This window comes from Pseudomonas sp. XS1P51 (genome assembly GCF_054897845.1).
Window position 1 is genome coordinate 1,544,714 of the sequence record NZ_CM142707.1, and the last position, 14,096, is coordinate 1,558,809.

Below are 14,096 nucleotides of genomic sequence, written 5' to 3' on the forward strand. Positions count from 1 at the left end.
TCGATTCGTGCCATACCACCTCGCCGAGCATCATCCGTCCATTCTCAATACATTGGCGGATGCATCCATGGAACAATCACTCAAACATTTGCGCTTCCCTCTGGCCCTGTTGGCCGTGCTGGTGATGAGCGCCTGCGGCAAGACTCCGGACACGGCCGCCACTATGCCCGCAGCCAAGGTCAGCGTGGCCAAGGTGCTGGAGCAACCTGTCAACGAGTGGGACGAATTCACCGGGCGCCTTGAAGCGCCTGAAACCGTGGAAATCCGTCCACGGGTCTCCGGTCAGATCGATGAAGTGGCCTTCACTGAAGGCGCACTGGTCAAGAAAGGCGACCTGCTGTTCCAGATCGACCCGCGTCCGTTCCAGGCCGAGGTCCGTCGTCTCGAAGCCCTGGTTGCCCAGTCCCGCGCCAATGCCACCCGCAGCGAAAACGAAGCCCAGCGCGGTGAGCGCCTGCGCATCAGCAACGCGATCTCCGCCGAGTTGGCCGATTCGCGCACCAGCGCGGCTCAAGAAGCCCGTGCCGCTGTCGGCGCCCTTCAGGCGCAACTGGACCTGGCCAAACTGAACCTGAGCTTCACCCGCGTTACCGCGCCGATCAGCGGTCGCGTCAGCCGCGCGGAAATCACCGCCGGCAACCTGGTGACCGCCGATACCACGGCGCTGACCAGCGTCGTTTCCACCGACAAGGTTTACGCCTACTTCGACGCCGACGAGCGTGTGTTCCTCAAGTACACCCAGCTCGCTCGCCAGGGCAAACGCGGTGCAACCACCCCGGTTTACCTCGGCCTGTCCAACGAAGACGGCAACCCGCACCAGGGCGTGATGAACTTCGTCGACAACCAGGTCAACCCGAAAACCGGCACCATTCGCGGTCGTGCGGTGTTCGACAACAGCGACGGCGCTTACACCCCAGGCCTTTATGCCCGCCTGAAACTGGTCGGTAGCGGCACCTATTCTGCCGTCCTGATCAACGATGAAGCGGTCGGTACCGACCTGGGTAAAAAGTTCGTATTGGTGATGGATGCCGACAACAAAACGGCCTACCGCGCGGTCGAGCTGGGTCCGAAAATCGAAGGTCTGCGCATCGTGCGCAGCGGCCTGAACAAGGACGACACCGTCATCGTCAAGGGCCTGCAACGTGTACGTCCTGGTTCGCCGGTCACCCCTGAAGTGATCCCGATGGCCAGCGAACAAACCCTCGCCGCTCTGGCTCAACAACGACAAGCGCTGGAAGCCAGCAACCTGCCCAAAGTCGCACCTGCCAAAGGCGCGCCGGGTTCGGTTGTGAAACTGGCTGCTGCGACCCCACGCGGTTAAGGGATCTCTACGATGAATTTTTCCCAATTCTTCATTTCACGGCCGATCTTCGCAGCGGTGCTGTCGCTGCTGATCCTGATCGCCGGCGCCATCTCGCTGTTCCAGTTGCCGATCAGCGAATACCCGGAAGTGGTGCCACCGACCGTTGTGGTCCGTGCCAACTTCCCGGGTGCCAACCCTAAAGTCATCGGTGAAACCGTGGCCGCTCCGCTGGAGCAAGCCATCACCGGCGTCGAGAACATGCTGTACATGTCCTCGCAGTCCACCGCTGACGGCAAGATCACCCTGACCATCACCTTCGCCCTGGGTACTGACCTGGATAACGCGCAGGTACAGGTTCAGAACCGTGTAACCCGGACCGAGCCGAAGCTTCCCGAGGAAGTGACGCGCATTGGTATCACCGTGGACAAGGCCTCTCCGGACCTGACCATGGTGGTCCACTTGACCTCGCCGGACAAACGCTACGACATGCTCTACCTGTCCAACTACGCCTTGCTCAACATCAAGGATGAGCTGGCGCGTCTGGGCGGTGTCGGTGATGTGCAGCTGTTCGGCATGGGCGACTACTCCCTGCGGGTATGGCTCGATCCGAACAAGACCGCTTCGCGCAACCTGACCGCGACCGATGTGGTTAACGCCATTCGCGAGCAGAACCGTCAAGTCGCTGCCGGTGCCCTGGGCGCGCCTCCTGCGCCGAATGCCACCAGCTTCCAGTTGTCGGTCAACACCCAAGGGCGTCTGGTCTCTGAAGAAGAGTTCGAGAACATCATCATTCGCTCCGGCGACAACGGTGAAATCACTCGCCTCAAAGACATCGCCCGCGTCGAGCTGGGTTCCAGCCAGTACGCCCTGCGTTCCTTGCTGAATAACCAACCGGCGGTGGCGATCCCGATCTTCCAGCGCCCTGGTTCCAACGCGATCCAGATCTCCAACGACGTTCGGGAGAAAATGGCCGAACTGAAGAAGAACTTCCCGGAAGGCATGGACTTCAGCATCGTCTATGACCCGACGATCTTCGTGCGCGGCTCCATCGAGGCGGTGGTTCACACCCTCTTCGAAGCGTTGATCCTCGTTGTTCTGGTGGTGATCCTGTTCCTGCAAACCTGGCGTGCCTCGATCATTCCGTTGGTGGCGGTGCCGGTTTCGCTGATCGGTACGTTTGCAGTGATGCACTTGTTCGGTTTCTCGCTGAACGCCCTGTCGCTGTTCGGCCTGGTACTGGCCATCGGTATTGTGGTGGACGACGCCATCGTGGTGGTGGAGAACGTCGAGCGGAACATCGGACTGGGGCTCACCCCGGTCGAAGCGACCAAGCGCGCCATGCGTGAAGTGACCGGTCCGATCATCGCAACGGCGCTGGTGCTGTGTGCGGTGTTCATCCCGGCGGCGTTCATCTCCGGGTTGACCGGGCAGTTCTACAAGCAGTTCGCCCTGACCATTGCGATTTCGACAGTGATCTCCGCGTTCAACTCGCTGACCCTGTCGCCTGCACTGGCTGCGGTATTGCTCAAAAGCCACGACGCGCCGAAAGACCGTTTTTCCAGGGTTCTGGACAAGATCTTCGGTGGCTGGTTGTTCCGTCCGTTCAACCGCTTCTTTGACAAGGCCAGCCACACGTATGTCGGCACGGTAGGCCGAGTCATCCGCAGCAGCGGTATCGCCTTGCTGCTGTACGCAGGCCTGATGGTGCTGACGTTCTTTGGTTTCTCCAGCACCCCGACCGGTTTCGTACCCGGCCAGGACAAGCAATACCTGGTGGCCTTCGCGCAACTGCCGGATGCGGCGAGCCTGGACCGTACCGAAGACGTGATCAAACGCATGTCCGACCTGGCCCTGAAACAGCCTGGCGTGGAAAGTGCGGTGGCCTTCCCTGGCCTGTCGATCAACGGTTTCACCAACAGTCCTAACGCCGGCATCGTGTTCGTGACCCTGAAACCGTTCGATGAGCGTAAAGACCCGGGCATGTCCGCCGGTGCGATTGCCGGTGCGTTGAACGGCCAGTTCGCCGGGATTCAAGAAGCCTACATGGCGATCTTCCCGCCGCCGCCGGTACAAGGCCTGGGCACCATCGGTGGTTTCCGCCTGCAGATCGAAGACCGGGGCAACCTGGGCTACGACGAGCTGTACAAAGAAACCATGAACATCATCACCAAGAGCCACAACGTGCCGGAACTGGCCGCCCTGTTCACCAGCTACACGGTGAACGTGCCGCAGGTCGATGCCGCCATCGACCGGGAAAAAGCCAAGACCCACGGCGTGGCCGTCAGTGACATCTTCGACACCCTGCAGATCTACCTGGGTTCGCTGTATGCCAACGACTTCAACCGCTTCGGGCGTACTTATCAGGTCAACGTTCAGGCTGAGCAGCAGTTCCGTCTCGAGCCGGACCAGATCGGTCAGCTGAAAGTGCGTAACAACAAAGGCGAGATGATCCCGCTGGCGACCTTCATCAAGGTCAGCGACACCTCGGGCCCGGACCGCGTGATGCACTACAACGGCTTTATCACCGCTGAAATCAACGGTGCCGCAGCCCCAGGCTACAGCTCCGGCCAGGCTCAGGCGGCCATCGAGAAACTGCTCAAGGATGAACTTCCGAACGGCATGACCTACGAGTGGACCGACCTGACCTACCAGCAGATTTTGTCCGGTAACACCGCGCTGTTCGTGTTCCCGCTCTGCGTACTGCTGGCGTTCCTGGTACTCGCGGCTCAATACGAAAGCTGGAGCCTGCCACTGGCGGTGATCCTGATCGTACCGATGACCCTGCTGTCGGCCATCACCGGTGTGATTGCCTCGGGGGGCGACAACAACATCTTTACCCAGATCGGATTGATCGTACTGGTGGGGCTTGCCTGTAAGAACGCGATTCTGATCGTCGAGTTTGCCAAGGATAAACAGGAAGAAGGCATGGGCCCGCTGGCTGCGGTGCTGGAAGCTTGCCGTCTGCGTCTGCGGCCGATCCTGATGACTTCCTTCGCGTTCATCATGGGTGTTGTGCCTCTGGTGTTCTCCAGTGGTGCCGGTGCCGAAATGCGTCACGCCATGGGTGTGGCGGTGTTCTCCGGGATGCTCGGAGTGACCTTCTTCGGCCTGCTGCTGACGCCTGTGTTCTACGTATTGATTCGTAACTTTGTGGAGCGCGGTGAAAAGCGCAAAGCGGCCAAGGCCCTGAAACTGGAGGCGCAACAATGAGCCTGAAAGCCTTCCTGCCGAGCCTGCTGGTACTGGCCCTCAGCGCCTGTGCCGTCGGCCCGGACTACAAGACCCCAGCCACTGAGCCGGCCAACATCACCACCGCCACCGATGGCGCCGCCGGTCAGAAGAACTTCGACCGCGCACGCTTCGAAGGCATCTGGTGGCAGCAGTTCGAAGACCCGACCCTCAACCAGTTGGTGACGCAATCGCTGCAAGGCAACCGTGATTTACGCGTCGCCTTCGCGCGCTGGAAAGCGGCTCGGGCGATTCGCGACGACGCCAGCAATGACGCGATGCCGACCATCACCAGCCGCGCCAGCAGTGATCTGGGCAAGGGCCAGATTCCTGGCCAGACCACCCAACGGGTCAATAGCGAACGCTACGACCTGGGTCTGGACATGGCCTGGGAACTGGACCTGTTCGGCCGCATCCAGCGCAATCTGGAATCCAGCGATGCCGAACAGCAGGCTGCCGAAGCCGATCTGTACCAACTGCAAGTCACCATGATTGCCGAACTGGTGGACGCCTACGGTCAACTGCGTGGTGCACAGCTGCGTGAAAAGATTGCCCTGGCCAACCTTAACAACCAGCAGGAATCGCGCAAGATCACCGAAAGCCTGCGTGATGCCGGTGTCGGCGATCAGCTCGATGTGGTCCGCGCCGATGCACGCCTGGCCTCTGTCGAAGCCAGCGTGCCGCAATTGCAGGCCGAACAGGTTCGGCAGAAAAACCGCATCGCCACCCTGCTGGGTGAGCGGCCGGACAAGCTGACCGTCGACCTGAGTCCAAAAGACTTGCCTGCGATCGCCAAGGCCTTGCCGATCGGTGATCCGGGTGAATTGCTGCAACGTCGCCCGGACATCCTCAGCGCCGAGCGCAAACTGGCCTCTGCCACCGCCCGTATCGGCGTGGCCAAGGCTGATTTGTTCCCACGTGTCAGCCTCAGCGGTTTCCTTGGCTTCACCGCAGGGCGCGGTTCGCAGATCGGTTCCTCGGCGGCCAACGCCTGGGCACTGGGCCCAAGCATCACCTGGGCTGCGTTCGACCTGGGCAGCGTGCGCGCCCGTTTGCGCGGCGCCGATGCTGAAGCCGAAGGCGCCCTGGCGACTTACGAGCAGCAAGTGCTGCTGGCGCTGGAAGAATCGGAAAACGCCTTCAGCGACTACGGCAAACGTCAGCAGCGCCTGATCTCGCTGATTCGTCAGAGTGAATCAAGCCGCGCCGCTGCCGACCTGGCTGAAATTCGCTACCGCGAAGGCACTGCGGACTTCCTCGTCCTGCTCGATGCCCAGCGCGAACGCCTGGCGGCCGAAGATACCCAGGCCCAGGCTGAAGTCGATCTGTATCGCGGCATTGTCGCGATCTACAAGGCCCTCGGTGGCGGCTGGCAGCCGGAGACGGTCGCCAGCAAGTAACGGTTGCAAGAGCTCCTTTGGTTGGCCGCAACCAACCAATTTTTTTTGCCCCGCGCCTCATTCGGTCGCGGGGCTTTTTTTTGCCTGTCCAGAAGGCAGTGTGGATCCTTGTGGGAGCGAGCCTGCTCGCGATGACGGATGCACATTCAATAATGGTGGTGACTGAGCCGCCGCTATCGCGAACAGGCTCGCTCCCACAGGGGATCAGCGGTGATCTTGAGAATTGCGGTTTTCCTGAACGGTTACGGTGGCCGTGGTGCCGGCGCGCAGGCGGTTTTTCGCGGCATAATCAGCATCGATCTGTATTCGCACCGGTACCCGTTGCGCCAGTTTGACCCAGGTGTAGCTGGGGTTGATGTTGGCCAGCAATCGACCACCCGGCAGGTTCTCCCGGTCGGCGATGGCGAAGGCAATGCTTTGCACCGTACCGCCGAAGGTCTCGCCGCTCATCAATTCGATCCTGACCCGGTCGCCCTCCTCGATGCGTGGCAGCTTGGTTTCTTCAAAGTAGCCGCTGACATAAAACGAATCGCTGTCCACCAGCGCCAACAGCGCACCACCGGCTGCGGCATAGTCGCCCTGACGGGTCAGCAGGTTGGTGACGTAACCGCTGACAGGCGCCTGAACCCGCGTGCGCTGCAAGTCCAGTTCGGCCTGGGTCAACGCCGCGATGGCCAACTGCACGTTGGCCTGGGCCAAACCCAGATTCGCCTGGTTGCGCAACAACTCGGCCTGCGCCACCGCAACTTCCGTGCTGGATTTCTCCCATTCTTCGCCCGAGATCGCGAACCGTTGCTTCAGGGTACGCCGTCGACGCTCTTCACTCTGACGCTGCCGGAGCAGCGCTTCACTGGCGACAATCGTCGCTTCGGATTGACCGAGGGCGGCTTTGGAAACTTCCACCTGGCGCTTTGAATGCTCCACGGCCAGGACGTAGCGCGCCGGGTCGATCTCCAGCAGCAACTGACCTTTCTCGACATGCTGGTTGTCCTGGACGCCCAAGTTGACGATGCGCCCCGAGACATCGGCGGACAACGTCACTACATCGGCACGCACGCGCGCATCCCGGGTCCAGGGTGCGCGGGTGTAATGCTCCCAGGCGAACCCGCCGAGAACGAAGGCCAGCACTACCACCGCCACGGTTACGAGTCGGGCAAGGATCTTCTTCAAGGCATCAGGCTCCCATCACCAGAATCAGCGTTGCGCAAACGCAGGCGTACAACGCGCCCTCGAACAAGGCTTCATGCCAGACGAAACGCAGCACGCCCAGACGGCGCAAGGTCCAGTCCAGCAGCAGAAAAATCGGCAAGGCCAGCAGCAGCGCCTGGGCGATCGGCGGTAAATAGACGCCACCTACTTCCAGATCAATGGGCAAGGGTCGGCACTCCTTCCACGTCGTCGGGTTGAAAGTGTTCGCGATGACGCTCCAGAAACGACACCACGATCAGCAACGCCACGCGCATCCTGAATACCGACCACAGGTGTTCATGTACGTCCAAATGCAAGTCGTCCATTTCATCGCCCAGGACGCGCAGGTTTCCGAGCAACTGTTCAAGGTCAATCCCGGGCCGCCCGGCCACCAATCGTCCTGTCTCACGGACCGCTGCCAGCAAACGGTTTTGTTGTTCTGTACTCAGCAAGGTGTTGCTTTGCCCCTGTTGCCTGAGCTGGTTCAAAGCCACACCCAGCGCCATGCACCCGAGGCTGACTTCGAACAGCTCGCTGGAATGCTTGTCGTTGATGGCCGGCAACAATCCCAACATCATGGTCAGGCGATCGACCATGCGACTTTCAAACGCGAATTGCTGCTCATCGGTGGCTGGCGTTTTCAGCAAAGCGTAGACCTGCTCACGGTTCTCATTGAACAGGCGACGTATCCGAAGCGCGGGCCTGAACGGAAAGATCAGGGCGTAGACACTCAACGCCAGCGTGGCGGCGTAGACATAGGCGCCAGCAAATTCGAACCACTGGGTCGCCGTGGCCTGGCCGAGCCCAACGTTTTGCGGCCCCAGCAGCAGAAACGTCAGCAACCCAAGGCCAATGCCCGTGCCGGTGGTTGGCGGACTGGCCAGCCCCACCGCGACGGCATACAACAACGGCGCCAACAGCAAGGCGAGCAGCTCGAAGTCGCTGATCATTGGCACCAGCATGAACAGATAGAACGCGGATATCACCAGAGCCAGCCCCAGCCCCCTGGCAAAACTCTGAGCGGCCAGTAGCGGTCGCGGAAAAGTCGCCATCAGGGAACACAGAACCCCCACCACGATCATCCCGCCACGGGCCCCGTCCCATGCGGTCTCGATCCAGATCAGACCGGCCACCAGCAACGCCGTAAATGCCCGAATCGCGTTCATCGCCGCCAAGGTGAAGTCCAGGTGCAACGGATTATCCTGGCCGCGGAACACGCAACTGGCTTCGCGCCCCTCCTGGATCGCGTCGCTCAGTTCCAGAACCTGCCCCATCTGCTCCAACATCCGCGCCTGCTCCCAGCGCAGTGCCCAGGCCAGTGAACGCAATGTGGCGGGCATCGTCTCGGTGAGCTGTTCGGCCTTGTAGGCCTGGTCATCGAAACGTTGTTGCAGCGCCGCGAAATGGTGCCGGGCCTCGGTCGATAACGAACGCCCCTGTCGGGCCAGCTCATCGAGAAAGGCCAGCTCTTCGGTTCGTAAAAGCTGTATTTCTTCGGGCAGCGCACCTTTCCAACGCTCGGTCAGCAGTTCCCGCTGATGACGCAGCGCTGTCAGCCGCGAGGTCAGCAGCACCAGTTGATTGCCCAGTAACTGCACCAACCCGTTAGCGCTGCGCAAACGTGGCGCATCGTAATACAAATGCCGACGGACACCCTCCAGAGCACTGATAGTGCCGAGCAGCAGCATTTGCCGCCGGTGGAAATCGGCCTCGCTTTCTTCGGTTCGGATGACGGCTGCTGCGTGGGTCGCGAGCAGCTTGATGACTTGATCGATCTTGGCGAAGTAGTCCCGGGCCACGGTTTCCGGGCGCGCGGTAAGCAGGCTGACGACGCAGACGCAGGCAACCGCCAGCAATGTCTCAGTAACCCGGGTGACGGCCAGCAGGAACGTGCCCTCCTGATCGGGCACCGCCAGCAGCGCCACAACCACTGCCGTGTACCCGCTCAGAACGAACGCCTGGGAACTGGTATAGCGCAACAAGGTGCCGCCGGCGGTACACAACGCCAGCCACAAGGCCAGGGTGAGGATGAAAGGCACGGGCGCCTGGGGGAAGATCGCCATGATCAACACCGCCACGGCCGCCCCGAGGGTGGTGCCGATGACCTGGCCGAAACTTCGGGCCAGGACCATGCCGCCCAATGGCTGACTGATGATGACCACCGCCATGATCGACCACTTGGGCTGGTCGAGGTCGAACAGGAAGGCCAGGTACAGCGTCAACAATCCGGCCACGATGGTTCTCAAGGCAAACAACAGCACCCCTGGCCCGGGGTTGAGTATCGCCTTGAAATACTGAAGCAGTGGTTGCATGGGAGCGCTCATAGAGACATCTCCAGCAAGCGTAGACACTGCTTCGGGTCCTCGACGGGGTTTCAGTGTCGACACAACCTGTAGGCAAAATCACCGACAGACGAGAATGCGTAGAACCGTCTGACGACGTACGGAACTGAGTCCGGGTTTGACTCACAGCCCTGCCTGACCGAAGCTGGCAGCCTTGCAAAAGCTTGCCAGCTCCCGGATTCCTGCATGCCCCAGTCCCGCCGCTACCTGATCATCAGCCTCTGCGTCCTGTTTGCCATCGGCCTCGCCTGGCTTTTCCTGCGCAGCACAACCCCGGTGGTGCCGGAAGCGATCAGGCGCGGCTACAGTGAAGCGCTGACTCAGGCTCGGGCAGGTCAACCGGGCGCCGCACGGGTGCTTTACCAGCAATTGGCCCGCCCCGATATTTCGCCCAAACGGCGCATCTGGCTGCATGCCGAACTGCCCAACTATCCCAGCTCCGTGGCCCTGAAGCTGGCGGATGCGGACTTGCAGCATGAGTCCCCGGACGTGCGCATCGCCGCAATCAAAAGCATCAGCGGCCTGGTACCCAGCGGTCAGCGCAGTCTGCTGTTGGGACCGTTGCTCGACGACAGCGAACAGAGCGTGCGTTTTGCTACGGTGAACGCGCTGCTGGGGCTTTCGCCGGACGATCTTGGTTTGTACTTCGGGCCTTTGCAGCAAGCCATCGACGCCTGGGAGCAGGTGCTCAACAGCGCGCCGCAAAGCGCCGAAAACCAATATCAACTGGCCAGGCTTCATTTGCACAATGCCGAATTGAAAGAGGCGCAACTGGCGCTGGATAACACCTTGCGTCTCGACCCCGGCAACCTGCCGGCGCTGGTGATGCAGATCGACGTGCTGGACCGACAGGGCCAAAGCGATGCCGCCCGCCTGCTGCTGGCCAGGCAATTGAAGGCCCAGCCCGATTCGGCCTACCTGCAACATGCATTGGGGCTGTGGTTGCTGCATCACGGTCAAAGTGAATTCGCCCTGCTCGGCCTTTCCAAAGCGGTCGAGCTGGAGCCGGACAACAAAGATTATCGCTACGATCTGGCCACCACGCTGCACGGTCAACAAGAACTGGAAGCGGCGCAGAAACAGTTGCAGGAAATCGTCCAGCGCCACCCGGCCGACCGCAAGGCTCGGGTGTTGTTGATCAATTACTGGAAGGAAAGCGGGCAGCTGCAGAACGTGCAGATCCTGCTGGCGCAACTGGAACAGCTCAATCCTGACGATCCCGCCCTGCAACAGGGGCTTTAAAAGATCGCAGCCTGCGGCAGCTCCTACAGGGCGACCGTACTCCCATGTAGAGCAGGCTTCGATCTTTCGCTTTCACCACCAAAAAAGTGTGAACGCTCTTCGCGGCCAAGGGTCAAGTGATCAGGCAGCCCATTCAGGCACTTCAGGCCTGCTGCCTCGTTTCCCCTAGTCATGAGAGGGCATTTTTTGTCTACATCCAACGAGTTGATCAGCGCAAAAGCCGCCACCGGCATTGAAGGTCTGGATGACATCCTGGCCGGTGGATTGTCCCGCGGCCATGTGTTTTTGCTGGAGGGTGAACCGGGAACCGGCAAAACAACCGTCGCTTTGCATTTTCTGTTGGCCGGCGCCAGAGCCGACGAGCGCTCCTTGTACATCACGCTGTCGGAAACCGAACGTGAGCTGCGCCAAGGAGCGTTGTCCCATGGCTGGGAGCTGGATGAAAACATCCACATCTTCGAGCTGACGCCCCCGGAAAGCCTGCTCAATGCCGAGCATCAACAAAGTCTTTTGTACTCCTCGGACCTGGAACTGGGTGAAGCCACCCGGCAGATTTTCGAAGTGGTCGAACGGGTCAAGCCGACCCGCGTGGTGCTCGACAGTCTGTCCGAAATCCGCCTGCTGGCCCAAAGCTCCCTGCGCTACCGGCGCCAGATCCTCGCGATCAAACACTACTTCGTGCGTTACGACGCCACCGTGGTGCTGCTGGACGACCTGACCACCGAATCCCTCGACAAGACCGTTCACAGTGTTGCCCACGGGGTGATTCGCCTGGAGGAACTGACACCCAACTATGGCGCCGAGCGGCGGCGGATCCGCGTGGTGAAGTACCGCGGTCAGAAGTACCGTGGCGGCTTTCACGACTTCACCATCATGGGCGACGGTGTGCACGTATTTCCGCGTCTGGTGGCCGCCGAGCACCGTGGTCGTTATGTCCGTCAGCAGCTCACCAGCGGCATCAAGGAGATGGATGCCCTGCTTGGCGGCGGCATAGAGACCGGTTCCAGCACCTTGATCCTCGGCCCGGCCGGGACCGGCAAGTCGCTGATCTCGATGATCTTCGCCGCCGCCGCGGTGGCCCGTGGGGAGAAAGCCGCGTTGTTCATTTTCGATGAAGAACTCGGCTTGCTGTTTGAACGCATGAAAAACATGGGCATCGATCTCAAGGCCCTGCAAGGCACCGGCAATCTGCTGATCGAGCAAGTGGATGCTGCCGAGTTGTCGCCCGGCGAGTTTTCCCACCGGGTCCGCCGCTGCGTCGACGAGCGCAACATCAAGACCGTGGTGATCGACAGCATCAACGGCTATCAAGCCGCGATGCCTGAAGAAAACGCCCTGGTGCTGCATATGCACGAGTTGCTGCTGTACCTCAATCGCCAGGGCGCCGCGACCTTCATGACCGTCGCCCAGCACGGGCTGGTCGGGGACATGCAGGCCCCCGTGGACATCACCTACCTGGCCGATACGGTCATTTTGCTGCGCTACTTCGAAGCTCTGGGCAAGGTTCGCCGGGCGATCTCGATCATCAAGAAACGCACGGGCAGTCATGAGTCGACCATTCGCGAATATCGCATCAGCTCGCAGGGCATGACCATCGGTGAGCCGCTTGACGCGTTCCAGGGCGTATTGCGCGGCGTGCCGACTTATCTGGGTGCGAGTAATCCATTGCTCGGGGATGAAACCCCGTGACGGTCGCGGAACCGATGTCCGAGCGCGCGATTATTCTCGCGCCGCTGGGACGTGACAGCCAGATTGCACTGATGATGCTTAACGAGGCGGGTTACCAAGGGGTCATCACCCGGAACCTGCTCGGACTTTGTGCCGAACTGGAGCAAGGCGCGGGATTATTGCTGATCTCTTCCGAGGCCTTGCTGGGTGGTGATATCGAGCCGCTGCTCGGTCTGATCGAGCAACAGCCGGCCTGGTCGGACCTGCCGATCGTATTGCTGACCTACCATGGTGGCCCGGAACAGAACCCCGCCTCGCGATTCGGCCCGCAATTGGGCAACGTCACCTTCCTTGAACGCCCTTTTCATCCGGTGACGTTGATCAGCCTGGTGACCACCGCATTGCGCGGACGCCGACGACAGTATGAAGCCAGGGACCGGCTGATCGATCTGAGCCAAAGCGAACTGCGATTGCAAAACACCCTCGAAACCCTCGAACAGCAGGTCGAGGAACGCACCGCACAGTTACGCCACAACGAAGAAGCCCTGCGTCAGTCGCAAAAAATGGAAGCGGTCGGCCAGCTCACCGGCGGTATTGCCCACGACTTCAACAACATGCTGACCGGCATCATCGGCAGCCTGGAATTGCTGCGCCGGCGCCTGGCCCGTGGCCGCATTGAAGATCTGGACAGCCTGATCGACCTAGGGGTGACGTCGGCCAATCGCGCGGCAGGCCTGACCCACCGCTTGCTGGCCTTCTCCCGGCGCCAGTCGCTGGACTCCAAACCCGTGGAGATGAACACGCTGGTGGTTTCCATGGGCGAATTGCTGCAGCGCAGCATCAACGAAAGCATTTATCTGGACATGCAGCTGAGCGAGCAACTGTGGGTGGCCGAGGCTGACCCGAATCAACTGGAAAGTGCCCTGCTCAATCTGGTCATCAATGCGCGGGATGCCATGCCCAATGGCGGAAGTCTGGTGGTAAACACCCGCAACCAGCACCTGGACGCCGGCTTCACCGAGGCCCACAGCAACCTCGATCCAGGCGACTACGTGGTGCTGAGCGTCACGGACACCGGGTGCGGTATGCCGCAAAGCACCATCAACCGCGCCTTCGATCCCTTCTTTACCACCAAACCCATCGGCCAGGGCACAGGCCTTGGACTGTCGATGATTTATGGCTTCAGCAAACAATCGCGCGGCCACGTCGCCATCCATAGCGAAGTGGGCAACGGCACCACCGTGAGTCTGTTCCTGCCGCGCTTCGGCGGCGATCTGCCTCAGGACAATCCGGTAGACATTCCGCACGCTCCGTTCGCGCAGAACGACGAAACGGTATTGATCGTCGAGGACGACCCGGCGGTACGGGTGCTGGTCAGTACGGTGCTGAGTGACTTGGGATATTGCTTCGTCGAGGCCGGCGATGCCGATAGCGCAGTGCCGATTCTCGATTCCGGGCAGCGTATCGATCTGATGATCAGCGACGTCGGATTACCCGGCATGAATGGCCGGCAACTGGCGGAAATCGGCCGACAATACCGGCCCGACCTCAAGGTGTTGTTCATCACCGGTTATGCAGAACACGCGGCGGTGCGCGGCGGTTTCCTGGATCCGGGCATGCAGATGATCACCAAGCCGTTTACGTTTGACCTGTTGACGGCGAAGGTGCGGGAGATGATTTGCCACTAAGCGAGTTTCGACCTGAGATCCTCAACTGCCGCTTTGC

9 protein-coding genes are annotated in these 14,096 nt (G+C 60.8%); 6 read left to right on the forward strand and 3 right to left on the reverse strand.

The genetic code is table 11. The annotated features are described in order from the left end of the window. Positions 1–67 precede the first annotated feature (67 nt). From mexE to ACYZUD_RS07075, 3 genes are read left to right on the forward strand one after another with little or no spacing between them, the layout of a single operon-like run. Positions 68–1,321 carry a multidrug efflux RND transporter periplasmic adaptor subunit MexE gene (gene mexE / locus ACYZUD_RS07065; protein ID WP_462023279.1) on the forward strand — a complete coding sequence of 418 codons (1,254 nt, stop codon included), beginning with the start codon at positions 68–70 and terminating at the stop codon, positions 1,319–1,321. Positions 1,322–1,333: 12 nt separating this feature from the next. After that, positions 1,334–4,513 (forward strand): efflux RND transporter permease subunit, encoded by a 3,180-nt coding sequence (locus ACYZUD_RS07070; protein WP_462023280.1) that lies wholly within the window; start codon positions 1,334–1,336, stop codon positions 4,511–4,513. Further along, the gene (locus ACYZUD_RS07075; protein ID WP_462023281.1) at positions 4,510–5,931 is read left to right on the forward strand and encodes an efflux transporter outer membrane subunit; all 1,422 of its coding nucleotides are present in this window, start codon (positions 4,510–4,512) and stop codon (positions 5,929–5,931) included. The genes ACYZUD_RS07070 and ACYZUD_RS07075 overlap by 4 nt, the downstream gene beginning before the upstream one ends. A gap of 204 nt (positions 5,932–6,135) precedes the next feature. Here ACYZUD_RS07075 and ACYZUD_RS07080 read toward each other — a convergent pair whose 3' ends face one another. The 3 genes from ACYZUD_RS07080 to ACYZUD_RS07090 are packed head-to-tail and all read right to left on the reverse strand — an operon-like array spanning position 6,136 to position 9,443. Next, positions 6,136–7,101 carry an HlyD family efflux transporter periplasmic adaptor subunit gene (locus ACYZUD_RS07080; protein ID WP_462023282.1) on the reverse strand — a complete coding sequence of 322 codons (966 nt, stop codon included), beginning with the start codon at positions 7,099–7,101 and terminating at the stop codon, positions 6,136–6,138. A 4-nt stretch (positions 7,102–7,105) separates the two neighbouring features. Continuing rightward, positions 7,106–7,306, reverse strand: coding sequence for a DUF1656 domain-containing protein (locus tag ACYZUD_RS07085; protein ID WP_008026537.1), 201 nt, complete (start codon positions 7,304–7,306; stop codon positions 7,106–7,108). Continuing rightward, positions 7,296–9,443, reverse strand: a complete 2,148-nt coding sequence (locus ACYZUD_RS07090; RefSeq protein ID WP_462023283.1) for an FUSC family protein — start codon at positions 9,441–9,443, stop codon at positions 7,296–7,298. The genes ACYZUD_RS07085 and ACYZUD_RS07090 overlap by 11 nt, the downstream gene beginning before the upstream one ends. A gap of 204 nt (positions 9,444–9,647) precedes the next feature. Between ACYZUD_RS07090 and ACYZUD_RS07095 the strand changes: the two genes are divergently transcribed. The 3 genes from ACYZUD_RS07095 (at position 9,648) to ACYZUD_RS07105 (ending at position 14,059) form a co-directional block, all read left to right on the forward strand. After that, positions 9,648–10,703 carry a tetratricopeptide repeat protein gene (locus ACYZUD_RS07095; RefSeq protein WP_462023284.1) on the forward strand — a complete coding sequence of 352 codons (1,056 nt, stop codon included), beginning with the start codon at positions 9,648–9,650 and terminating at the stop codon, positions 10,701–10,703. A gap of 186 nt (positions 10,704–10,889) precedes the next feature. Next, on the forward strand, positions 10,890–12,392 hold the full coding sequence (locus ACYZUD_RS07100) for an ATPase domain-containing protein (RefSeq protein WP_462023285.1): 1,503 nt from the start codon (positions 10,890–10,892) through the stop codon (positions 12,390–12,392). Continuing rightward, positions 12,389–14,059 carry an ATP-binding protein gene (locus ACYZUD_RS07105; RefSeq protein WP_462023286.1) on the forward strand — a complete coding sequence of 557 codons (1,671 nt, stop codon included), beginning with the start codon at positions 12,389–12,391 and terminating at the stop codon, positions 14,057–14,059. Before ACYZUD_RS07100 ends, ACYZUD_RS07105 begins: the two co-directional genes overlap by 4 nt. The last annotated feature ends 37 nt before the right edge of the window (positions 14,060–14,096 follow it).